This window comes from Citrobacter sp. CK181, from assembly GCF_030333595.1.
Lineage (GTDB): Bacteria > Pseudomonadota > Gammaproteobacteria > Enterobacterales > Enterobacteriaceae > Citrobacter_B > Citrobacter_B koseri.
The window spans coordinates 103760-125555 of the sequence record NZ_JAOWFN010000006.1 but is presented as its reverse complement, the minus strand read 5'-3'; the positions used below and the strand labels follow the sequence as shown (position 1 = coordinate 125555).

The window sequence follows — 21796 nt, the reverse complement described above, 5'->3', positions numbered from 1 at the left end:
TCATGGCTGATTACCAGGGTAAAAAAGTCGTCATTATTGGTCTGGGATTGACCGGGCTTTCCTGCGTGGACTTTTTCCTGGCGCGCGGCGTAACGCCGCGCGTAATGGATACCCGTGCGACGCCGCCGGGTCTGGACAAATTACCGGAAGCGGTAGAGCGTCACGTCGGCAGCCTGAATGATGACTGGCTACTGGCGGCGGATCTAATTGTCGCCAGCCCTGGTATTGCTCTGGCGCACCCTTCACTGAGCGCTGCCGCCGATGCGGGTATTGAGATTGTCGGCGATATCGAACTGTTCTGTCGCGAAGCGCAGGCGCCGATCGTGGCGATCACCGGATCGAACGGTAAAAGCACCGTGACCACGCTGGTAGGTGAGATGGCGAAAGCGGCGGGCGTGAACGTGGGCGTTGGCGGTAACATCGGTCTGCCTGCGTTGATGCTGCTGGACGCCGCTCGCGAGCTGTACGTACTGGAGCTTTCCAGCTTTCAGCTGGAAACGACATCCAGCCTACAGGCCGTTGCCGCAACCATCCTGAACGTTACCGAAGACCATATGGACCGATATCCGTTTGGTCTGCAACAGTATCGCGCGGCAAAACTGCGCGTGTATGAGAATGCGAAAGTTTGCGTGGTGAATGCTGATGACGCGCTGACCATGCCGGTACGCGGCGCGGATGCGCGTTGCGTCAGTTTTGGCGTCAACATGGGGGATTATCACCTCAATCGCCAGCAGGGCGAGACCTGGCTGCGGGTGAAGGGTGAAAAAGTGTTGAACGTGAAAGAGATGAAGCTTTCCGGCCAGCACAACTACACCAATGCGCTGGCGGCGCTGGCGCTGGCCGATGCGGCGGGTTTACCGCGCGCCAGCAGCCTGAAAGCGTTGACGACCTTTACCGGCCTGGCGCATCGCTTCCAGCTGGCGCTGGAGCATAACGGCGTGCGCTGGATTAACGATTCCAAAGCCACCAACGTAGGCAGCACGGAAGCGGCGCTGAATGGCCTGCACGTAGACGGTACGCTGCACCTGCTGCTCGGCGGCGATGGTAAATCGGCGGATTTCTCTTCGCTCACCCGTTACCTGGGCGGCGATCGCGTTCGCCTGTACTGCTTTGGTCGTGATGGCGCGCAGCTGGCGGCGCTGCGCCCGGAAATCGCAGAACAAACTGAGACGATGGAAGAGGCGATGCGTCTGCTGGCGCCGCGTTTGCAACCGGGCGATATGGTCCTGCTGTCTCCGGCCTGCGCCAGCCTCGATCAGTTTAAGAATTTTGAGCAACGGGGCGATGTCTTTACCCGTCTGGCGAAGGAGTTAGGTTGATGCGTTTATCTCTCCCTCGCCTGAGAATGCCGCGCCTGCCGGGATTTGGAATCCTGGTATGGGTCTTTACGGCGCTTAAAGGCTGGGTGATGGCGTCGCGCGATAAAGACGACGATAGCCTGATCATGTATGACCGCACGTTGCTCTGGCTGACATTTGGCCTGGCGGCGATCGGTTTCATCATGGTGACGTCGGCGTCAATGCCTGTCGGACAACGTCTGGCGAACGATCCTTTCCTGTTTGCCAAGCGTGACGCGCTGTACATACTCCTGGCGTTTTGCCTGGCGATGATCACGCTGCGTTTACCGATGGAGTTCTGGCAAAAGTACAGCACCACGATGCTGATCGCGTCGATCATCATGTTGTTGATCGTGCTGGTGGTGGGTAGCTCAGTTAACGGGGCATCGCGTTGGATTGCGCTGGGGCCGCTGCGTATTCAGCCTGCGGAATTTACCAAACTGTCGCTGTTCTGCTACCTCGCCAACTATCTGGTGCGCAAAGTTGATGAAGTGCGTAATAACCTGCGCGGCTTCTTAAAACCGATGGGCGTGATTCTGGTGCTGGCGATTTTGCTGCTGGCGCAGCCCGATCTCGGGACGGTGGTGGTGCTGTTCGTTACCACGCTGGCGATGCTGTTTCTCGCCGGGGCGAAGTTATGGCAGTTCATTGCCATCATCGGCATGGGGATATCGGCGGTGATCCTGCTGATCCTCGCCGAACCGTATCGTATTCGCCGTGTGACCTCTTTCTGGAACCCCTGGGAAGATCCGTTTGGCAGCGGCTACCAGCTGACGCAATCCCTGATGGCATTTGGCCGTGGTGAGATGTGGGGGCAGGGGCTGGGGAACTCGGTACAAAAACTGGAGTATCTGCCGGAAGCGCATACTGACTTCATCTTCGCCATTATTGGGGAAGAACTGGGTTATATCGGTGTGGTACTGGCGCTTTTAATGGTATTCTTCGTCGCTTTTCGCGCGATGTCGATTGGCCGTAAGGCGCTGGAGATTGATCACCGTTTTTCAGGATTCCTGGCCTGCTCGATTGGAATCTGGTTCAGCTTCCAGGCGCTGGTCAACGTCGGCGCGGCGGCAGGCATGCTGCCAACGAAGGGGCTGACGCTGCCGCTGATCAGTTATGGGGGTTCCAGTTTGCTGATCATGTCGACGGCCATCATGTTTTTGTTACGTATTGATTATGAAACGCGTCTGGAAAAAGCGCAGGCGTTTACACGAGGTTCACGATGAGTGGTCAACCGAAGCGGTTAATGGTGATGGCGGGCGGTACTGGCGGACATGTGTTCCCGGGACTGGCCGTCGCGCACCATTTAATGGACCAGGGCTGGCAAGTACGCTGGCTCGGAACCGCCGATCGTATGGAAGCGGATTTAGTGCCGAAGCATGGCATTGAGATTGATTTCATTCGCATTTCCGGTTTGCGCGGAAAAGGCGTGAAAGCGCTGCTGGCGGCACCGCTGCGTATTTTTAACGCCTGGCGCCAGGCGCGGGCGATCATGAAGCAGTTTAAGCCTGATGTGGTGCTCGGCATGGGCGGCTATGTCTCTGGCCCCGGCGGTCTGGCGGCGTGGTCGCTGGGTATTCCGGTTGTGCTGCATGAGCAAAACGGCATTGCAGGGTTGACCAATAAGTGGCTGGCGAAAATCGCCACGACGGTGATGCAGGCTTTTCCCGGCGCGTTTCCGAAAGCGGACGTGGTCGGAAACCCGGTACGTACTGACGTACTGGCGCTCCCCTTGCCGCAAGAACGCCTGGCCGGACGTGAAGGGCCGATTCGCGTGCTGGTGGTGGGCGGCTCTCAGGGGGCCCGGGTATTGAACCAGACGCTGCCGCAAGTTGCGGCAAAACTGGGCGATACGGTCACTATCTGGCATCAAAGCGGTAAAGGCGCGCAGCAGACCGTAGAGCAGGCTTATGCCGGGGCGGGGCAACCGCAGCATAAGGTGACGGAATTTATTGATGACATGGCCGCAGCCTATGCGTGGGCGGATGTTGTCGTTTGCCGCTCTGGCGCGTTAACGGTGAGTGAAATTGCCGCCGCTGGTTTACCCGCGCTGTTTGTGCCGTTTCAGCATAAAGACCGGCAGCAGTACTGGAATGCCCTGCCGCTGGAGAAAGCGGGGGCCGCCAAAATTTTTGAGCAGCCGCAGTTTACTGTGGATGCCGTCGCCAGCACCCTGGCCGGGTGGTCGCGAGAAACGTTATTAACCATGGCAGAACGTGCCCGCGCTGCATCTATTCCAGATGCCACCGAGCGTGTTGCAAATGAAGTGAGCCGGGCTGCCCGGGCGTAATTGTGGCGGTGCCTTTTGCACCGCATGAATTGAGAAGTGAATGGCGTAAAGAATGAATACACAACAACTGGCAAAACTGCGTTCCATCGTGCCCGAAATGCGTCGCGTTCGGCACATCCACTTTGTCGGCATCGGTGGTGCCGGTATGGGCGGTATTGCCGAAGTTCTGGCCAATGAAGGGTATCAGATCAGTGGTTCTGATTTAGCGCCGAATCCGGTTACGCAGCAACTGGCGAGCCTCGGCGCCACCATTTTCTTCAATCATCGCCCGGAAAACGTGCGCGATGCGAGCGTGGTGGTGGTTTCCAGTGCGATCTCTGCGGATAACCCGGAGATTGTCGCGGCGCATGAAGCGCGTATTCCGGTGATCCGTCGCGCGGAGATGCTGGCGGAGTTAATGCGTTTTCGTCACGGCATCGCCATTGCCGGGACGCACGGTAAAACAACGACCACCGCGATGGTCTCCAGCATTTACGCGGAAGCGGGGCTGGACCCGACCTTCGTCAACGGTGGGCTGGTGAAAGCGGCTGGCGTGCATGCGCGTTTAGGCCACAGCCGTTATCTGATTGCGGAAGCGGATGAGAGCGATGCGTCGTTCCTGCATCTGCAACCGATGGTGGCGATTGTCACCAATATTGAAGCCGACCATATGGATACTTACCAGGGCGACTTCGAAAATTTGAAGCAGACCTTTATTAATTTCCTGCACAATTTGCCGTTTTATGGTCGTGCAGTGATGTGTGTTGACGATCCGGTGATCCGCGAACTGCTGCCGCGCGTGGGCCGTCAGACCACAACGTATGGTTTTAGCGACGACGCTGACGTGCGTGTGGAAGAGTACCAGCAGGTTGGGCCGCAGGGGCATTTTACGCTGCTGCGTCAGGATAAACCTGCAATGCAGGTGACGCTGAATGCGCCGGGCCGCCACAATGCGCTGAACGCGGCGGCTGCCGTGGCGGTGGCGACCGAAGAAGGGATTGACGACGAGGCGATTCTGCGCGCGCTGGAAAGCTTCCAGGGCACCGGGCGTCGCTTCGATTTCCTCGGTGAATTCCCGCTTGAGCCGGTAAACGGTAAAGCAGGGACGGCGATGCTGGTCGATGATTACGGCCATCATCCAACGGAAGTTGACGCCACCATTAAGGCCGCGCGTGCAGGCTGGCCGGATAAAAATCTGGTGATGGTTTTCCAGCCGCACCGCTTCACACGTACGCGCGATCTGTACGACGATTTCGCCAACGTGCTGACGCAGGTTGACGCGCTGTTAATGCTGGATGTTTACGCCGCAGGCGAAGCGCCAATTCCGGGAGCGGACAGCCGTTCGCTGTGCCGTACGATTCGCGGTCGCGGTAAAATTGACCCGATTCTGGTCTCCGATCCGGCGCAGGTTGCGCAAATGTTGGCGCCGGTATTAACCGGTAATGATTTGATTTTGGTGCAAGGCGCGGGAAATATCGGCAAAATTGCGCGCACCTTAGCTGAAATCAAACTGAAGCCGCAAGCCCAGGAGGAGGAGCAACATGGCTGATAAAATCGCGGTCCTGTTGGGTGGAACCTCCGCCGAACGTGATGTTTCGCTGAATTCCGGCGCGGCGGTGCTGGCCGGGTTACGCGAAGGCGGCGTGGATGCGCATCCGATCGATCCGAAAGAGGTTGATGTCACCCTGCTGAAATCAATGGGTTTTCAGAAGGTGTTTATTGCGTTGCATGGTCGCGGCGGCGAAGATGGCACGCTGCAAGGGATGCTGGATCTGATTGGCCTGCCCTATACCGGCAGCGGGGTGATGGCTTCAGCAATCTCAATGGATAAACTGCGCAGCAAATTGCTGTGGCAGGGCGCCGGATTACCGGTTGCGCCGTGGGTGGCATTGACGCGCGCTGAGTTTGAAAAAGGGCTTAGCGACGACGCGCTAACGCAAATTTCTGCGCTGGGTTTGCCGCTGATTGTGAAGCCGAGCCGTGAAGGTTCCAGCGTCGGCATGTCGAAAGTGGTAGAAGAAAATGCTTTGCAGGCAGCATTAGCATTGGCTTTTCAGCATGATGAAGAAGTACTGATTGAGAAATGGCTCAGTGGCCCGGAATTTACGGTTGCGATACTCGGTGAAGAAATTTTACCGTCAATTCGTATCCAACCCGCCGGAACCTTCTATGATTATGAGGCGAAGTATCTCTCTGATGAGACACAATATTTCTGCCCGGCAGGTCTGGAAGAGGAACAAGAGGCTATTTTGCAGACATTGGTCCTGAAAGCGTGGACCGCGTTGGGTTGCAAAGGATGGGGCCGCATCGACGTCATGCTGGACAGCGATGGCCAGTTTTATCTGCTGGAAGCGAATACCTCGCCGGGTATGACCAGCCACAGTCTGGTGCCGATGGCGGCGCGTCAGGCGGGCATGAGCTTCTCGCAGTTGGTGGTACGAATTCTGGAGTTGGCGGACTGATATGTCGCAGGCTGCGCTGAACACGCGAAACAGTGATGAAGAGGTGTCTTCTTCACGCCGCAATAATGGAACGCGTCTTGCAGGAATACTGTTCCTGCTGACGGTGCTCTGCACCGTGTTTGTCAGCGGCTGGGTTGTGTTGGGCTGGATGGAAGACGCGCAGCGTTTGCCGTTGTCGAAACTGGTGTTGACCGGCGAGCGGCATTACACGCGCAATGATGACATCCGCCAGTCGATTCTGGCGTTGGGCGCGCCGGGTACGTTTATGACTCAGGATGTGAACATTATCCAGAGCCAGATAGAGCGTTTACCGTGGATTAAACAGGCCAGCGTCAGAAAGCAATGGCCTGATGAATTGAAGATTCATCTGGTTGAATATGTGCCGATTGCGCGTTGGAATGATCAGCATATGGTTGATGCCGAAGGCAATACCTTCAGCGTACCGGCAGAGCGAACCAGTAAACAGGTATTACCCATGTTGTATGGCCCGGAAGGCAGCGCGAGTGAAGTGTTGCAGGGGTATCGCGATATGGGGCAGGTGCTGGCTAAGGACAGATTCACCCTGAAGGAAGCGGCAATGACCGCGCGTCGTTCCTGGCAGTTGACGCTGAATAACGATATTAAGCTCAACCTCGGCAGGGGCGATACGATGAAACGTTTGGCTCGCTTTGTAGAACTTTATCCGGTTTTACAGCAGCAGGCGCAAACCGATGGCAAACGGATAAGCTACGTTGATTTGCGTTATGACTCGGGGGCGGCAGTAGGGTGGGCACCCTTACCTCCAGAGGAATCTAATCAGCAACAGAATCAGGCACAGGCAGAACAACAATGATCAAGGCGACGGACAGAAAACTGGTAGTAGGACTGGAGATTGGCACCGCGAAGGTTGCCGCTTTAGTAGGGGAAGTTCTGCCCGACGGTATGGTCAATATCATTGGCGTGGGCAGTTGCCCGTCGCGAGGTATGGATAAAGGCGGGGTGAATGACCTCGAGTCAGTGGTGAAGTGCGTACAGCGCGCCATTGACCAGGCGGAGCTGATGGCGGATTGCCAGATCTCCTCGGTGTATCTGGCGCTTTCTGGCAAGCACATTAGCTGTCAGAATGAAATTGGTATGGTGCCGATCTCCGAAGAAGAAGTGACGCAGGAAGATGTGGAAAACGTCGTGCATACCGCGAAGTCGGTGCGCGTGCGTGATGAGCATCGTGTGCTGCATGTCATTCCGCAGGAATATGCGATCGATTACCAGGAAGGCATTAAGAATCCGGTTGGCCTTTCCGGTGTGCGTATGCAGGCAAAAGTGCACTTGATCACATGCCACAACGACATGGCGAAAAACATCGTTAAAGCGGTGGAACGTTGTGGCCTGAAAGTTGACCAACTCATATTTGCCGGGTTAGCGGCCAGTTACTCCGTTTTAACGGAAGATGAACGTGAACTGGGCGTCTGCGTGGTTGATATCGGTGGTGGTACAATGGATATCGCCGTTTATACTGGCGGGGCGTTGCGCCATACCAAGGTAATCCCTTACGCAGGGAATGTCGTGACCAGCGATATCGCGTATGCCTTCGGTACGCCGCCGAGCGATGCTGAAGCCATCAAAGTGCGTCACGGCTGCGCGCTGGGCTCTATCGTCGGCAAAGACGAAAGCGTTGAAGTGCCGAGCGTGGGCGGTCGTCCGCCGCGTAGCCTGCAACGTCAGACGCTTGCGGAGGTGATTGAGCCGCGTTACACCGAGCTGCTCAACCTGGTCAACGAAGAGATTTTGCAATTACAGGAACAGCTTCGCCAGCAGGGTGTGAAACATCATCTGGCGGCGGGGATTGTATTAACCGGCGGCGCGGCGCAAATTGAAGGTCTTGCTGCCTGTGCTCAGCGCGTGTTCCATACGCAAGTGCGTATTGGCGCGCCGCTGAATATTACCGGACTGACGGATTATGCCCAGGAGCCGTACTACTCAACGGCGGTGGGGCTGCTTCACTACGGGAAAGAGTCCCACTTAAGTGGCGAAGCGGAAGTGGAAAAACGTGTTACGGCATCAGTTGGCTCGTGGATCAAGCGACTTAATAGCTGGCTGCGAAAAGAGTTTTAATTTTTATGAGACCGGCGACTATTAACGGTCTCAGGCGACAGGCACAAAACGGAGAGAAACTATGTTTGAACCTATGGAACTGACCAACGACGCGGTGATTAAAGTCATCGGCGTCGGTGGCGGCGGCGGTAATGCCGTTGAACACATGGTGCGCGAGCGCATCGAAGGTGTTGAATTCTTCGCGGTGAATACCGACGCTCAGGCGTTGCGTAAGACTGCGGTTGGGCAGACCATTCAGATTGGTAGCGGCATCACCAAAGGTCTGGGCGCGGGTGCAAACCCGGAAGTCGGCCGCAATGCGGCGGACGAAGATCGTGAAGCACTGCGTGCAGCGCTTGACGGCGCAGACATGGTGTTTATCGCAGCAGGCATGGGCGGCGGTACCGGTACCGGTGCAGCGCCAGTGGTTGCGGAAGTGGCAAAAGATTTAGGTATCCTGACCGTTGCCGTGGTGACGAAGCCTTTCAACTTCGAAGGCAAGAAGCGCATGGCATTCGCGGAGCAGGGTATTACTGAGCTGTCCAAACATGTGGACTCGCTGATCACCATCCCGAACGACAAGCTGCTGAAAGTGCTGGGACGCGGTATCTCCCTGCTGGATGCGTTTGGTGCGGCGAACGACGTGCTGAAAGGCGCGGTTCAGGGTATCGCTGAGCTGATTACCCGCCCGGGTCTGATGAACGTCGACTTTGCAGACGTGCGCACCGTGATGTCCGAAATGGGCTACGCGATGATGGGCTCTGGCGTGGCAAGCGGTGAAGACCGTGCGGAAGAAGCGGCAGAAATGGCGATCTCTTCTCCGCTGCTGGAAGATATCGATCTGTCTGGCGCGCGCGGCGTGCTGGTTAACATCACTGCGGGCTTCGACCTGCGTCTGGATGAGTTCGAAACCGTTGGTAACACCATCCGTGCTTTTGCGTCGGATAACGCGACCGTGGTTATCGGTACTTCTCTGGACCCGGATATGAACGACGAACTGCGCGTCACCGTTGTGGCAACCGGTATTGGTATGGACAAGCGTCCTGAAATCACCCTGGTGACCAACAAACAGGTACAGCAGCCGGTGATGGATCGTTACCAGCAGCACGGCATGGCGCCGCTGACGCAAGAGCAGAAGCCGGTCGCAAAAGTGGTGAACGACAATACGCCGCAAACGGCAAAAGAACCGGATTATCTGGATATCCCTGCGTTCCTGCGTAAGCAAGCTGATTAAGAATTGGCTGGAATTTGGGATTCACGGCTCTTTGTGCTAAACTGGCCCACCGAATGTATAGTACACTTCGGTTGGATAGGTAATTTGGCGAGATTATACGATGATCAAACAAAGGACACTTAAACGTATCGTTCAGGCGACAGGTGTCGGTTTACATACCGGCAAGAAAGTCACCCTGACCTTACGCCCTGCGCCGGCCAACACCGGGGTCATCTATCGTCGCACCGACTTGAATCCACCGGTAGATTTCCCGGCCGATGCCAAATCTGTGCGTGATACCATGCTCTGTACGTGTCTGGTCAACGAGCATGATGTACGGATTTCAACCGTAGAGCACCTTAACGCTGCTCTGGCGGGTCTGGGCATCGATAATATCGTTATCGAAGTCGATGCGCCGGAAATCCCGATCATGGATGGCAGTGCTGCTCCGTTTGTCTACCTGCTGCTTGATGCGGGTATTGATGAGCTGAACTGCGCCAAAAAATTTGTACGCATCAAAGAGACGGTTCGCGTCGAAGATGGTGACAAGTGGGCTGAATTTAAGCCGTACAATGGTTTTACGTTGGATTTCACCATCGACTTTAACCATCCGGCGATTGATTCCAGCAGCCAGCGCTATGCGATGAACTTCTCTGCGGACGCGTTCATGCGCCAGATCAGCCGTGCGCGTACCTTCGGTTTCATGCGTGATATCGAATATTTGCAGTCCCGTGGCCTGTGCCTGGGCGGCAGCTTCGATTGTGCCATCGTTGTTGACGATTATCGCGTACTGAACGAAGACGGTCTGCGTTTTGAAGACGAATTTGTTCGTCACAAAATGCTCGACGCGATCGGTGACTTGTTCATGTGCGGTCACAACATTATTGGTGCGTTTACCGCGTATAAGTCCGGTCACGCATTGAATAACAAACTGTTGCAGGCTGTCCTGGCGAAACAGGAAGCCTGGGAATATGTGACCTTCCAGGACGACGCAGAACTGCCGTTGGCTTTCAAAGCGCCTTCGACTGTACTGGCATAATAGCTATACACAAAATCATTCAAGTTGCATCAAGACGGCAACTGAGCGAATTCCCAGGAGTGTACAACCAGTACGTGACTGGGGTGAGAGAAGGCAGCCAACAAAGAGGCAGCTTGAAGGATGAAGTGTATACCTGTCGCATAAATTCGACTGGTTAATCTGGCACCCTCTCCGGCCAGGTAAGCCAGTCGTTTTTTTATCTCTTCCGTCCGGCGTTTGCCTTCGCCTTTTTCTCTGCCGCTGAACCGAAATACAGTGCGTTCGCTGCTTTCTTAAGCATTTTTATCCTCAGCGCCATGTCATTACTGCTGTAGAGCGTACGCTTTAATGGTAAGATTTGTGCGCAAAAAACGTTTTGAATTCGTAAGCCCACATGCCGGGCATATCAGGGTGGCAATGACGTGAGTGGAATACTGACGCGCTGGCGACAGTTAGGTAGACGGTACTTCTGGCCGCATCTCTTATTGGGGATGGTCGCGGCTAGCTTTGGTCTGCCCGCTCTCAGTAACGCAGCCGAGCCTAATACGCCGGCGAAAGCGACCGCCAGTAATCACGATCAATCCGTTAAGGTTAACTTCAGCCAGCTCGCGCTGCTGGAGGCGAGTAACCGCCGCCCGAATTTTACCGTCGACTACTGGCATCAGCATGCGATTCGCACGGTTATCCGCCATCTCTCTTTTGCCATGGCGCCGCAAACGCTGCCGGTTGTTGAAGAGTCTTCGCCACTTCAGGCGCACCATATTGCGTTACTGAACACGCTCAGCGCGATGCTGACGCAGGAAGGCACACCGCCAACGATTGTACGTCGCGTCGCCCGTGCGCACTTTACGCCTCAGGCCTCATTTAGCGTTCCCGCCTGGATAAGTCAGGCGCAGGGAATCCGCGCTGGCCCTCAACGCCTCAGCTAAAAACAAAAAACCTTCAACTAATTATAGAGACTCCGCATCGCGGGGCGTTTGAGATTTTATTATGCTAATCAAATTGTTAACCAAAGTATTCGGTAGTCGTAACGATCGTACCTTGCGTCGTATGCGTAAAGCGGTCGGCATCATCAATGCCATGGAACCGGAGATGGAAAAACTCTCCGATGACGAACTAAAAGGGAAAACGGCAGAGTTTCGCGCGCGTCTGGAGAAAGGCGAAAGCGTTGAAAGCCTGATCCCGGAAGCGTTCGCCGTGGTTCGTGAAGCGAGTAAGCGCGTATTCGGCATGCGTCACTTTGACGTCCAGTTGCTGGGCGGTATGGTGCTGAACGATCGCTGTATCGCGGAAATGCGTACCGGTGAAGGTAAAACCCTGACCGCAACGCTGCCTGCTTACCTGAACGCGTTAAGCGGTAAGGGCGTACACGTCGTCACAGTGAACGACTATCTGGCGCAACGTGATGCTGAAAACAACCGCCCGCTGTTTGAATTCCTCGGGATGAGCGTCGGTATTAACCTGCCGGGCATGCCTGCCCCAGCAAAACGTGAAGCTTACGCCGCCGACATCACTTACGGCACCAACAACGAATACGGCTTTGACTACCTGCGCGATAACATGGCGTTCAGCCCGGAAGAGCGCGTACAGCGTAAACTGCACTATGCGCTGGTGGATGAGGTCGACTCCATCCTGATCGATGAAGCGCGTACGCCGCTGATCATTTCCGGCCCGGCTGAAGACAGCTCGGAAATGTACAAGAAAGTAAACAAGATCATCCCGCATCTGATTCGCCAGGAAAAAGAAGACTCTGATACTTTCCAGGGTGAAGGCCACTTCTCCGTTGATGAGAAAGCGCGTCAGGTCAACCTGACGGAACGCGGTCTGGTGCTGATCGAAGAACTGCTGGTGAAAGAAGGCATTATGGATGAAGGCGAGTCCCTGTACTCTCCGGGCAACATCATGCTGATGCATCACGTAACCGCCGCGCTGCGCGCGCACGCGCTGTTTACCCGCGATGTGGATTACATCGTTAAAGATGGCGAAGTGATCATTGTTGACGAACACACCGGTCGTACCATGCAGGGTCGCCGCTGGTCCGACGGTCTGCACCAGGCTGTGGAAGCGAAAGAAGGCGTGGAAATCCAGAACGAGAACCAGACGCTGGCATCCATCACCTTCCAGAACTACTTCCGTCTGTATGAGAAACTGGCTGGTATGACCGGTACAGCGGATACCGAAGCGTTCGAATTCAGCTCTATCTATAAGCTGGATACCGTTGTGGTTCCGACCAACCGTCCGATGATCCGTAAGGATATGCCGGATCTGGTCTACATGACCGAAGCGGAAAAAATTCAGGCGATCATTGAAGACATCAAAGAGCGTACCGCGAACGGCCAGCCGGTACTGGTGGGTACGATCTCGATCGAAAAATCTGAAGTGGTCTCTAATGAGCTGACCAAAGCGGGCATCAAGCATAACGTTCTGAACGCCAAATTCCACGCCAACGAAGCGGCGATTGTCGCGCAGGCGGGCTACCCGGCTGCGGTCACTATCGCCACCAACATGGCCGGTCGCGGTACGGACATCGTGCTGGGCGGTAGCTGGCAGGCTGAAGTGGCGGAGCTGGAAAACCCAACGCCAGAGCAGATCGCGCAGATCAAAGCGGACTGGCAGGTTCGTCATGAGGCGGTGCTGGCGTCTGGCGGTCTGCACATCATCGGTACTGAGCGCCACGAATCTCGCCGTATCGACAACCAGTTGCGTGGGCGTTCCGGCCGTCAGGGCGATGCGGGTTCTTCCCGTTTCTACCTGTCAATGGAAGATGCGTTGATGCGTATTTTTGCCTCTGACCGTGTGTCGGGCATGATGCGTAAACTGGGTATGAAACCAGGTGAAGCCATTGAGCACCCGTGGGTGACTAAAGCGATTGCTAATGCACAGCGTAAAGTTGAAAGCCGTAACTTCGATATTCGTAAGCAACTGCTGGAATACGACGATGTCGCGAACGATCAGCGTCGCGCCATTTACACCCAGCGTAACGAACTGCTGGATGTCAGCGACGTCAGCGAAACCATCAACAGCATTCGTGAAGACGTCTTTAAAGTGACGATCGATGCGTACATTCCGCCGCAGTCGCTGGAAGAGATGTGGGATATTCCGGGTTTGCAGGAACGTCTGAAAAACGACTTCGATCTGGATATGCCAATTGCCGAGTGGCTGGATAAAGAGCCGGAGCTGCACGAAGAGACGCTGCGTGAGCGTATTCTGGCGCACTCAATCGAAGTGTATCAGCGTAAAGAAGAAGTGGTTGGCGCAGAGATGATGCGTCACTTCGAAAAAGGCGTCATGCTGCAAACTCTCGATTCGCTGTGGAAAGAGCACCTGGCGGCGATGGATTACCTGCGTCAGGGTATCCACCTGCGTGGCTATGCGCAGAAAGATCCGAAGCAGGAATACAAACGCGAGTCCTTCTCCATGTTTGCAGCAATGCTGGAATCGCTGAAGTATGAAGTGGTCAGTACGCTGAGCAAAGTTCAGGTTCGTATGCCTGAAGAAGTAGAAGCGATGGAACAACAGCGCCGCGAAGAAGCCGAGCGTTTAGCGCAGATGCAGCAGCTTAGTCATCAGGATGACGACAGCGCAGCGGCTGCTGCTCTGGCAGCGCAAACGGGCGATCGTAAAGTGGGTCGTAACGATCCTTGCCCTTGCGGTTCCGGTAAAAAATACAAACAGTGCCACGGCCGTCTGAGCTAAGGTCTGAATAAAGACAATGAGGCGCAGGTGACTGCGCCTTTTTTATGGATGTAACCGTATGAAAAAACTGCAAATCGCTGTCGGGATTATTCGCAACCCGAACCACGAAATTTTTATTACCCAACGTGCGGCCGATGCTCATATGGCCAATAAACTGGAGTTTCCCGGCGGGAAAATCGAAGCGGGCGAAACGCCGGAGCAGGCGCTGATCCGGGAGTTGCAGGAAGAAGTAGGGATCACCCCGCGTGAAGCGACGCTATTTGAAAAGCTGGAATATCAGTTCCCGGACAGGCACATCACACTGTGGTTCTGGTTAGTTGATCACTGGGAAGGGGAGCCGTGGGGAAAAGAGGGGCAACCGGGACGGTGGATTGCGCAAGATGCTCTGAATGCGGAAGATTTCCCGCCCGCGAATGCGCCAGTAATTGAAAAGCTGATTGCTGGCTAATGGTGTTCGTAGTTCGTAGGCCGGATAAGGCAACGCCACCATCCGGCAAATTATGGCGGGGGTGCTACGCTTGCCCGCCCTACGTTTTAGTTGAATTACTTCTGCTCTTCACTCCAGTCGTCGCTTTCTGACAAGTCGCCAGAGCTTGGAATACGCTTCTCTTCAGCGGCCCACTCGCCGAGATCGATCAACTGGCAGCGTTTAGAACAAAATGGACGGAACGGACTCACTTCGCCCCAGACAACGGTTTTCCCGCAGGTTGGGCAGCTAACGGTGATAGTTTCTGACATCTTTACTCCTTAACAACATGCCAGTTCGAAATCGAGGCGCTCAGGCACCAGCCCATTTTCGCTATCCAGCGGCATAAAGCGAATCGCAAAGCGGCTCTTATGCCCGGAAATTTGTGGATAGAGCTGTGAATCAAGCGCCAGTTGCAAACGCAGCAGGTCGGCATCATCGCCATTGTCCTGATAAAAACCATTCAGGCTGGTTTGCTTACGGAACGGCGAGGAATTACGAATTAAATCCAGGATCAGCGTTAATGCCTGATTGAGCGGATTCAGGCTGGCGATCCAGGTTTCAACCTGCGCATCACGCTGTTCCTGCGGCAAATGCAGCCAGATATGCAGGGTCGGCAAATCAAAACTACAACAACCGCCAGGAATACTCAGGCGCTGACGAACCAGAGCAATCAGGCGATCTTCACGTAGTTGCTGCCCGATACGCGGAGCAGAAATCAGAATGCTGCCCGCCGTCTTCAATTGCTGGCGCAGAGCCTCAATTCGACTCTGGTCAACCCCCGGCACTTCAACCCAGGCCTGAAGTTTGCGCTGCTGACGCTCAAGCTCTTTTAGCAACTCGGTCCGCACTTCGCCACGTTCGAACACATCCAGCAAATCCCCAATGTTACGGAAAAAATGCAGGGCGTCCGCATGATCTGCGAGGGGCAAATTGACGGAGAGTTGCTGAATCAGAAACTCAATGCGCAGCCATGTACGCATCTTCTCATTGAGAGGGTGTTCAAAAAGGACCTGGGTGTGCATTACGGTTTTTCCTGTGAGACAAACTGCGACGCAAGCTGTAAATAGCGCGCGTGCAGGCGGGCGACATCCGACGCGATAGCGTCCGGTGCGCCATTATTATCAATAACATCATCTGCCACGGCAAGGCGTGCTTCACGCGTTGCCTGGGCAGCCAGAATTTGTTCAGCATGTTCACGCGTCACATCATCGCGCTGCATGGTTCGCAAGAGCTGCGTTTCGGGCGTCACGTCGACCACCAGAACGCGATTGGCTTGTTTATACAGCGCATTTTCGACGAGCAGGGGCACAACCCATAGCACGTAAGGGGACGTTGCCTGCTGAAACTGACGCCGGGTTTCCTGCTGAATTAACGGATGGAGCAGGGCATTCAGCCAGGATTTCTCTTCAGGACTGGCAAAGATACGTTCGCGCAACATCCGACGTTGTAGCGAACCGTCTGGCGCGATAAGTGCAGAACCAAAATGTTCAGCGATCGCCATAAGGGCGGGTTGACCGGGTTCAACCACCTGACGCGCAATAATATCGGCGTCGATAACGTTTATTCCGAGGTCAGCGAATGCACTCGCAACGGTGCTTTTACCACTGCCAATGCCGCCGGTTAAGGCTACTGTATACCTCATAAGTCCAGATCCTGGGATTTAGGTTTGATAATCAAATGGTTAAAAGTTGAGCGCGCGAAGGCGATATTACTGTAGGCATTATCTACTATTCGCCAGGTAAATTTATGGGATTGTAGCGTAAAAAAAGAGAATTTCGCAGTCTTGCGCAAGCCTGATTAGTGCGTATGATAACGTCACTGGAGTTGTGAGTTTCGCTTTTTTGCCATTAACCCCAGGAATCCGCACATGCGTATCGAAGAAGATCTGAAATTAGGTTTCAAAGACGTTCTTATCCGCCCTAAACGCTCTACTCTCAAAAGTCGTTCTGATGTTGAACTGGAACGTCAATTCACCTTTAAACATTCAGGTCAGACCTGGTCCGGCGTGCCGATTATCGCGGCCAATATGGACACCGTCGGGACTTTCGAGATGGCAAGCGCTCTGGCATCGTTCGACATTCTGACTGCCGTACATAAGCACTATTCCGTTGAGGACTGGAACGCCTTCACCAGTACCGCCTCTGAGGATGTTCTCAGGCATGTGATGGTTTCAACAGGCACCTCCGATGCTGATTTCGAAAAAACCAAACAGATTCTGGCGCAGAGCCCGGCACTGAACTTTGTTTGTATTGATGTGGCAAATGGTTACTCCGAACACTTCGTGCAGTTTGTTTCAAAGGCGCGTGAAGCATGGCCGACAAAAACCATTTGTGCCGGTAACGTGGTGACCGGTGAAATGTGTGAAGAGTTGGTTCTCTCCGGCGCGGATATTGTAAAAGTCGGGATTGGGCCTGGCTCCGTATGTACCACGCGTGTGAAAACTGGCGTGGGCTATCCGCAGCTTTCTGCGGTGATTGAATGCGCCGATGCCGCGCATGGTCTGGGCGGTATGATTGTCAGCGATGGCGGATGCACCATGCCTGGCGATGTCGCAAAAGCGTTCGGCGGCGGCGCGGATTTCGTGATGCTGGGCGGTATGCTGGCAGGCCATGAAGAAAGCGGCGGTAAAATTGTTGAAGAGAATGGCGAGAAATTTATGCTGTTCTATGGCATGAGTTCTGAATCCGCTATGACCCGTCACGTTGGCGGCGTTGCGCAATATCGTGCAGCAGAAGGGAAAACCGTTAAGCTACCGCTGCGTGGCCCGGTGGAATACACCGCGCGTGATATCCTCGGCGGCCTGCGTTCAGCCTGTACCTACGTTGGCGCCTCCCGTCTGAAAGAGCTGACGAAACGCACGACGTTTATTCGGGTACAGGAACAAGAAAACCGCGTTTTCAATAGCCTGTAATTCCCTGCGCTGGCGCAGCACAATGCGCCAGCATTATCCCATACCGCTCATCGCATCCCCCAGATGGAAAACGGGCAAATACATTGCCACGACCAACGTACCAATAATGACCCCTGTGATAACAAGCAAGGCGGGTTCCAGTAGCGCCGCCAGGTTATCCGCCAGCGATAGCGTATTCTCGCCGTGGTGCCGGGCAAGGTTATGCAACATTGCATCCAGCGCGCCGGAAGTTTCACCGGTCATGACCAACTGTATGCACAATGGGCTGAACTCACCGGCATTTTTAAGCGCCTGCCAGACCGGTTTTCCGGCATGAATATCGCGATGAACCTGAGCTAAACGCTGAGACCAGTAAGGGCAATTCAGGGTTTCTGCGACACTTTCCAGCCCTTGTGAAAAGGGGATTCCGGCGCGTTGCGTTAATGCCAGGATGGTGAAAATCTGCGTGAGTTTTTGGCCTCTGACCAGGCGTGCGATAACGGGACAGCGCAGCAGAAGACGCTGGCGTTGAATCTGCCAGTACGGTTTTTTTATTATTAAACCGTAGATTACCCCCATTGCGACACCGGGCAGCGCCATCAGCCAGCCCCATTGAGCGCTCCACTGCGCCAGTGTGATGATGCCCTGCGTCAGTGCCGGTAACGGCGTATTGAATGTCCGGTAGATAGCGGCAAACTCCGGCAGGACAAAGTGCAGCATGGCGAAAACAACCATCACGGCCATCGTCAGAATTATGATGGGATAACGCAGCGCTTTTTTGACTTTGTCAGCAAGCTGTTTTTGGGCATTTTGCTGACGTGCCAGCTCAAAGCAGCATTCATCGAGTTTTCCGGTAAGTTCCCCGGTACGGATCATCGCCTGATAGAGTGGAGGAAAGACCTGCGGCCATTGCGCCAGCGCGGAAGAAAGCGGGTCGCCTTGCTCCAGGTTATGGGCCAGCGTTTGCAGCAGCGCCTGCCATTGTCGACTGGGATGCTGCCCGGCAAGCAATGTCAGTCCTTCGGAAAGCGTAAGCCCCGCTTTGAGAAGCGTCGCCAGTTGGTGGACGATCTCCGCGCTTTGTTCTGCGCGCCAGTGTGCCGCTTTAACGCCCAAGCGTTTTGCGCGTATCGGCATGATGTGCTGATGTTCCAGAGCAACGAGCAGTGCGGCACGATCGTCAGCCCATAATGCCCCCTCTTCCGAATGGCCCGTGGCGTTAATCCCTTGCCAGCGCCAAAGCTGTTTAGCTGACATGGGGTAGCCCCAGAACGCGCAGGAGTTCTTCAAAGGTCGTCAATCCTTGTTCAACCGCATGACAGCCGTTCTCAAAAAGCGTACTCATCCCTTCCTGTCGGGCGCAGGACTCCAGCGCCTCAACGGTTGCATTGTTGATTAGCAACTGTCGCAATGCGGGCGTAACAGGCAAAACCTCGAAGAGTGCGGTACGCCCATAAAATCCGTGGTAGCAACGTTCGCAACCGGGCGCTTGCCAGCGGGGAAGCGTGGTAGGCCATAGCGCGGCGGGAAGCGAGACAGGCTCTGCGGCAAGATGACGGCAGTACGGACATAATTTTCTGACCAGTCGCTGGGCGACGACCAGCGTCAGGGCGGATGAGATCATCCAACGCGCGACGCCCATCTGTTGTAAACGTATCAGCGTTTCACTGGTGGAGTTGGTGTGCAGCGTGGACAGCACCAGGTGGCCGGTTTGCGCGGCTTTAATCGCAATTTCTGCCGTTTCGCCATCACGGATTTCGCCCACCATTATAATGTCGGGGTCCTGACGCAGCAGCGCGCGTAATACGCTCTGAAAAGTAAGTCCGGCGCGCGGATGAATTTGTGTCTGATTAAGGCCCTCGACAGGAATTTCGACCGGGTCCTCTACGCTACAGAGATTCACATCCAGGGTGTTGCGCGCCTGTAGCGCGCTGTAGAGCGTTACGGTTTTTCCACTGCCGGTAGGGCCTGTCACCAGAACCAGCCCCTGCGGTTGCCGTAGCGCCTGCATGAGCAGGGCGAGTTGCGTATCAGGCATGCCTAACGCGTTGAGATCAAGCGCCTGCTCGACCTGGTGAAGTAACCGCAGCACCACTTTCTCACCGTCCCGGCAGGGGAGGATCGCGACACGAAATGAAACCGCATTGCCCGCAAGCGTCACGGTAAATTGCCCGTCTTGCGGGAGTCGATGTTCGGCAATATCCAGATTGCCCAGTACCTTTAACCTTGCCGTCAGTGCCGCGCCAGTGACGGATGACACGCCGGGCAAGGCATGAAGTACGCCATCCACGCGCAGCCTGATTCGGTAGTGGTTTTCCGCAGGTTCAATGTGGATGTCGGAAGCGCGTTTTGCCAGCGCGGATTCCAGCGTCTGCTGCAAAAGTTCCGCCGCCGTGCGGCTATCGTCGGCGATGACGGCCGGGAGCATTTTCCGGGGCTTATGCATATGGCCTTCCATCTGCTGACGAGTCCAGCAGACAATGTCGATCCGCTTTGTTGTGGCAAAGTGCAGGGCGTCCAGCAGTTCATGGGACGGTGAATCCACGACCGCGACGTGAACCACCTCGTTATCGGCATCGAGCAATATTCCCTGATGACGCAGGCACAGCGCCGTAAGTTGCGTGATGTTCATTGCTTTCTCCTTAGCTGGCGTCAAAGCGGAAAACATCTTCACAGGCCTGTTGCAGCGCGCTGTCGCTCTGGATGTTGCAACTGCGTGTCCAGCCGGTGATGCCGTTGGCGTTATCCCAGTTGGGCGTCATGGTGATGCTCAGGCCGTTGAGGCTCTCCTGCCCGGTGAGCATTACCACGCCTTTTTCTATGCTCATGCCAGAGACATAGCGGGTGGTGGTCGGAGAGGGGATGCCGTTGCTGCTGGCGTCGCAGGTTGCAATGCCGCCGTGTTCCAGTGCGCAGAGTTCGACGGCGGTGCGGTAAGGAACGAATGTCTGCAACATATCCGTCAGTGCGGCTTTGCGCAGGTAGTTCTGGTAGGCCGGAATGCCGATGGCGCTCAGGATGGCGATAATGCCGATCACCACCATCAGTTCGATAAGCGTAAATCCGCGTTGTTTGTCCATTGTCTGCTCCTTGAGTTAACAGGCGCTACTTTGGCAAACGTAGGGGATAATTCGCGAGCGGCAAAACTCGAAACGGGAAAGGGGATTCAGAAGATTGTTAGCGGGTTGCATAGCAGGGCAGCAGGTTTGCGAGGCCGCCCGAAAAAATGTGCCGGATGGCGGCGTAAACGCCTTATCCGGCCTACGGATTTACATCGTTTGTAGGCCCTGATAAGCGAAGCGCCATCGGGCATTATCGGCAGGGCGTTGCATCGTTTGTAGGCCCGATAAGCAAAGCGCCACCGGGCATTATCAGCCGGGATTTACATCGTTTGTCGGCCCGATAAGCGAAGCGCCATCGGGCATGACAATTCGGCGTTAGCGAAAACGCATGGAGAGATCGAGCGCTCTCACATGTTTGGTCAGCGCGCCAACGGAGATAAAATCCACGCCGGTTTCGGCAAATTCGCGCAGGGTTTCATCAGTGACATTGCCGGAAACTTCCAGCCGCGCCTGTCCGTTGGTGCGTTTCACCGCTTCACGCATCTGATCCGTTTCGAAGTTATCCAGCATGATGATGTCTGCGCCCGCTTTCAGCGCGTCGTCCAGCTCATCCAGATTCTCAACTTCAACTTCAACCGGCACATCAGGATGCAGCCAGAAGGCTTTCTCGACCGCCTGGCGCACTGAGCCGGAAGCGATGATGTGGTTCTCTTTAATCAGAAAGGCGTCGGAAAGCCCCAGACGGTGATTCGCGCCGCCGCCGCACAATACGGCGTATTTTAATGCGGTTCGCAGACCCGGCAGGGTTTTGCGGGTGTCCAGCAGTTGCGTTTTTGTCCCCGCCAGCAAATCAACGTATTTACGGACTTCGCTTGCGACGCCGGAAAGCGTCTGAACAAAGTTCAACGCGGTGCGCTCGCCGGTCAGCAGGATGCGAGACGGGCCGTCCAGTTCAAACAGCGGCTGGTTGGCTTTAATGCTGTCGCCGTCCTGTACGCGCCAGGTGATGCTGACATCATCGCCGGCCAGTTGAATAAAGACCTCTTCTACCCAACGTTTTCCGCAGAATACGCCATCTTCACGGGTAATCACCGTGGCGTGAGAACGGGTGTTCTCCGGTAAAAGCTGCGCGGTAATATCGTTATTTGCGTCAACTTCTCCGCCTAAATCTTCACGCAGCGCCTGGGCGACAGCGGTGGGGATATCCAGATTTATGCGTTCCAACAGCGCGTCACGTCGGTAGTCAGGGTTGTAGCGGCGAGGCGGCATGATAAAACTCCAAATTGGTAACGAATCATAAGGTAGAAACA

General features: G+C 55.2%; 20 protein-coding genes. 13 read left to right on the top strand and 7 right to left on the bottom strand.

Annotated elements, in window-relative coordinates; all coding sequences use genetic code 11:
* Positions 1–2: 2 nt before the first annotated feature.
* From murD to mutT, 12 genes are all read left to right on the top strand, one after another.
* The gene (gene murD / locus OGW17_RS01135; protein ID WP_012134074.1) at positions 3–1319 is read left to right on the top strand and encodes a UDP-N-acetylmuramoyl-L-alanine--D-glutamate ligase; all 1317 of its coding nucleotides are present in this window, start codon (positions 3–5) and stop codon (positions 1317–1319) included.
* The gene (gene ftsW, locus OGW17_RS01130; RefSeq protein WP_024130710.1) at positions 1319–2563 is read left to right on the top strand and encodes a cell division protein FtsW; all 1245 of its coding nucleotides are present in this window, start codon (positions 1319–1321) and stop codon (positions 2561–2563) included. The genes murD and ftsW overlap by 1 nt, the downstream gene beginning before the upstream one ends.
* Positions 2560–3627, top strand: coding sequence for an undecaprenyldiphospho-muramoylpentapeptide beta-N-acetylglucosaminyltransferase (murG, locus tag OGW17_RS01125; protein WP_071257561.1), 1068 nt, complete (start codon positions 2560–2562; stop codon positions 3625–3627). Before ftsW ends, murG begins: the two co-directional genes overlap by 4 nt.
* Before the next feature lie 52 nt (positions 3628–3679).
* On the top strand, positions 3680–5155 hold the full coding sequence (gene murC / locus OGW17_RS01120) for a UDP-N-acetylmuramate--L-alanine ligase (RefSeq protein WP_071257563.1): 1476 nt from the start codon (positions 3680–3682) through the stop codon (positions 5153–5155).
* The gene (locus OGW17_RS01115; RefSeq protein ID WP_071257565.1) at positions 5148–6068 is read left to right on the top strand and encodes a D-alanine--D-alanine ligase; all 921 of its coding nucleotides are present in this window, start codon (positions 5148–5150) and stop codon (positions 6066–6068) included. Before murC ends, OGW17_RS01115 begins: the two co-directional genes overlap by 8 nt.
* A 1-nt stretch (position 6069) precedes the next feature.
* A complete protein-coding gene (gene ftsQ / locus OGW17_RS01110; RefSeq protein WP_012134069.1) occupies positions 6070–6900 on the top strand; it encodes a cell division protein FtsQ in 831 nt (276 codons plus the stop codon).
* Positions 6897–8159: a cell division protein FtsA gene (ftsA, locus tag OGW17_RS01105; protein ID WP_003018755.1), complete on the top strand. Its 1263-nt coding sequence runs from the start codon at positions 6897–6899 to the stop codon at positions 8157–8159. The genes ftsQ and ftsA overlap by 4 nt, the downstream gene beginning before the upstream one ends.
* Positions 8160–8220: 61 nt before the next feature.
* On the top strand, positions 8221–9372 hold the full coding sequence (gene ftsZ / locus OGW17_RS01100) for a cell division protein FtsZ (RefSeq protein ID WP_004857884.1): 1152 nt from the start codon (positions 8221–8223) through the stop codon (positions 9370–9372).
* 100 nt (positions 9373–9472) lie between these two features.
* On the top strand, positions 9473–10390 hold the full coding sequence (gene lpxC / locus OGW17_RS01095; protein WP_012134068.1) for a UDP-3-O-acyl-N-acetylglucosamine deacetylase: 918 nt from the start codon (positions 9473–9475) through the stop codon (positions 10388–10390).
* 401 nt (positions 10391–10791) lie between these two features.
* Entirely contained in the window at positions 10792–11298 is a 507-nt protein-coding gene (gene secM, locus OGW17_RS01090) for a secA translation cis-regulator SecM (protein WP_024130709.1), read from the top strand.
* A gap of 61 nt (positions 11299–11359) precedes the next feature.
* Positions 11360–14065, top strand: a complete 2706-nt coding sequence (secA, locus tag OGW17_RS01085; protein WP_047458916.1) for a preprotein translocase subunit SecA — start codon at positions 11360–11362, stop codon at positions 14063–14065.
* A 58-nt stretch (positions 14066–14123) separates the two neighbouring features.
* On the top strand, positions 14124–14513 hold the full coding sequence (gene mutT / locus OGW17_RS01080; RefSeq protein ID WP_049010061.1) for an 8-oxo-dGTP diphosphatase MutT: 390 nt from the start codon (positions 14124–14126) through the stop codon (positions 14511–14513).
* 95 nt (positions 14514–14608) lie between these two features.
* Here mutT and yacG read toward each other — a convergent pair whose 3' ends face one another.
* The 3 genes from yacG to coaE are packed head-to-tail and all read right to left on the bottom strand — an operon-like array spanning position 14609 to position 16176.
* Complete coding sequence (gene yacG / locus OGW17_RS01075; RefSeq protein WP_047458910.1) at positions 14609–14803, bottom strand: DNA gyrase inhibitor YacG; 195 nt, start codon at positions 14801–14803, stop codon at positions 14609–14611.
* A gap of 9 nt (positions 14804–14812) precedes the next feature.
* Complete coding sequence (zapD, locus tag OGW17_RS01070; RefSeq protein WP_012134063.1) at positions 14813–15556, bottom strand: cell division protein ZapD; 744 nt, start codon at positions 15554–15556, stop codon at positions 14813–14815.
* Positions 15556–16176: a dephospho-CoA kinase gene (gene coaE / locus OGW17_RS01065; RefSeq protein WP_071257567.1), complete on the bottom strand. Its 621-nt coding sequence runs from the start codon at positions 16174–16176 to the stop codon at positions 15556–15558. Before coaE ends, zapD begins: the two co-directional genes overlap by 1 nt.
* A 225-nt stretch (positions 16177–16401) precedes the next feature.
* Between coaE and OGW17_RS01060 the strand changes: the two genes are divergently transcribed.
* On the top strand, positions 16402–17445 hold the full coding sequence (locus OGW17_RS01060; protein WP_012134060.1) for a GMP reductase: 1044 nt from the start codon (positions 16402–16404) through the stop codon (positions 17443–17445).
* 33 nt (positions 17446–17478) lie between these two features.
* On the opposite strand, the gene hofC is transcribed toward OGW17_RS01060, so the two are convergent.
* The 4 genes from hofC to nadC form a co-directional block, all read right to left on the bottom strand.
* Positions 17479–18681: a protein transport protein HofC gene (hofC, locus tag OGW17_RS01055; RefSeq protein ID WP_071257569.1), complete on the bottom strand. Its 1203-nt coding sequence runs from the start codon at positions 18679–18681 to the stop codon at positions 17479–17481.
* Positions 18671–20056 (bottom strand): type II secretion system protein GspE, encoded by a 1386-nt coding sequence (gene gspE, locus OGW17_RS01050; RefSeq protein ID WP_071257571.1) that lies wholly within the window; start codon positions 20054–20056, stop codon positions 18671–18673. The genes hofC and gspE overlap by 11 nt, the downstream gene beginning before the upstream one ends.
* A gap of 10 nt (positions 20057–20066) precedes the next feature.
* Positions 20067–20504 (bottom strand): prepilin peptidase-dependent pilin, encoded by a 438-nt coding sequence (ppdD, locus tag OGW17_RS01045; RefSeq protein WP_047458901.1) that lies wholly within the window; start codon positions 20502–20504, stop codon positions 20067–20069.
* Between the two features lie 357 nt (positions 20505–20861).
* On the bottom strand, positions 20862–21755 hold the full coding sequence (nadC, locus tag OGW17_RS01040) for a carboxylating nicotinate-nucleotide diphosphorylase (protein ID WP_012134056.1): 894 nt from the start codon (positions 21753–21755) through the stop codon (positions 20862–20864).
* Positions 21756–21796: the final 41 nt, after the last annotated feature.

Excerpts from the sequence above, each read along its gene's own strand:
- mutT (WP_049010061.1), top strand. The coding sequence starts at position 14,124 with ATGAAAAAACTGCAAATCGCTGTCGGGATTATTCGCAACCCGAACCAC.
- secA (WP_047458916.1), top strand. The coding sequence starts at position 11,360 with ATGCTAATCAAATTGTTAACCAAAGTATTCGGTAGTCGTAACGATCGT.
- zapD (WP_012134063.1), bottom strand. The coding sequence starts at position 15,556 with ATGCACACCCAGGTCCTTTTTGAACACCCTCTCAATGAGAAGATGCGT.
- OGW17_RS01115 (WP_071257565.1), top strand. The coding sequence starts at position 5,148 with ATGGCTGATAAAATCGCGGTCCTGTTGGGTGGAACCTCCGCCGAACGT.
- lpxC (WP_012134068.1), top strand. The coding sequence starts at position 9,473 with ATGATCAAACAAAGGACACTTAAACGTATCGTTCAGGCGACAGGTGTC.
- hofC (WP_071257569.1), bottom strand. The coding sequence starts at position 18,681 with ATGTCAGCTAAACAGCTTTGGCGCTGGCAAGGGATTAACGCCACGGGC.
- murD (WP_012134074.1), top strand. The coding sequence starts at position 3 with ATGGCTGATTACCAGGGTAAAAAAGTCGTCATTATTGGTCTGGGATTG.
- gspE (WP_071257571.1), bottom strand. The coding sequence starts at position 20,056 with ATGAACATCACGCAACTTACGGCGCTGTGCCTGCGTCATCAGGGAATA.
- nadC (WP_012134056.1), bottom strand. The coding sequence starts at position 21,755 with ATGCCGCCTCGCCGCTACAACCCTGACTACCGACGTGACGCGCTGTTG.
- ppdD (WP_047458901.1), bottom strand. The coding sequence starts at position 20,504 with ATGGACAAACAACGCGGATTTACGCTTATCGAACTGATGGTGGTGATC.
- ftsW (WP_024130710.1), top strand. The coding sequence starts at position 1,319 with ATGCGTTTATCTCTCCCTCGCCTGAGAATGCCGCGCCTGCCGGGATTT.
- yacG (WP_047458910.1), bottom strand. The coding sequence starts at position 14,803 with ATGTCAGAAACTATCACCGTTAGCTGCCCAACCTGCGGGAAAACCGTT.
- OGW17_RS01060 (WP_012134060.1), top strand. The coding sequence starts at position 16,402 with ATGCGTATCGAAGAAGATCTGAAATTAGGTTTCAAAGACGTTCTTATC.
- coaE (WP_071257567.1), bottom strand. The coding sequence starts at position 16,176 with ATGAGGTATACAGTAGCCTTAACCGGCGGCATTGGCAGTGGTAAAAGC.
- ftsZ (WP_004857884.1), top strand. The coding sequence starts at position 8,221 with ATGTTTGAACCTATGGAACTGACCAACGACGCGGTGATTAAAGTCATC.
- murC (WP_071257563.1), top strand. The coding sequence starts at position 3,680 with ATGAATACACAACAACTGGCAAAACTGCGTTCCATCGTGCCCGAAATG.
- murG (WP_071257561.1), top strand. The coding sequence starts at position 2,560 with ATGAGTGGTCAACCGAAGCGGTTAATGGTGATGGCGGGCGGTACTGGC.
- ftsA (WP_003018755.1), top strand. The coding sequence starts at position 6,897 with ATGATCAAGGCGACGGACAGAAAACTGGTAGTAGGACTGGAGATTGGC.
- ftsQ (WP_012134069.1), top strand. The coding sequence starts at position 6,070 with ATGTCGCAGGCTGCGCTGAACACGCGAAACAGTGATGAAGAGGTGTCT.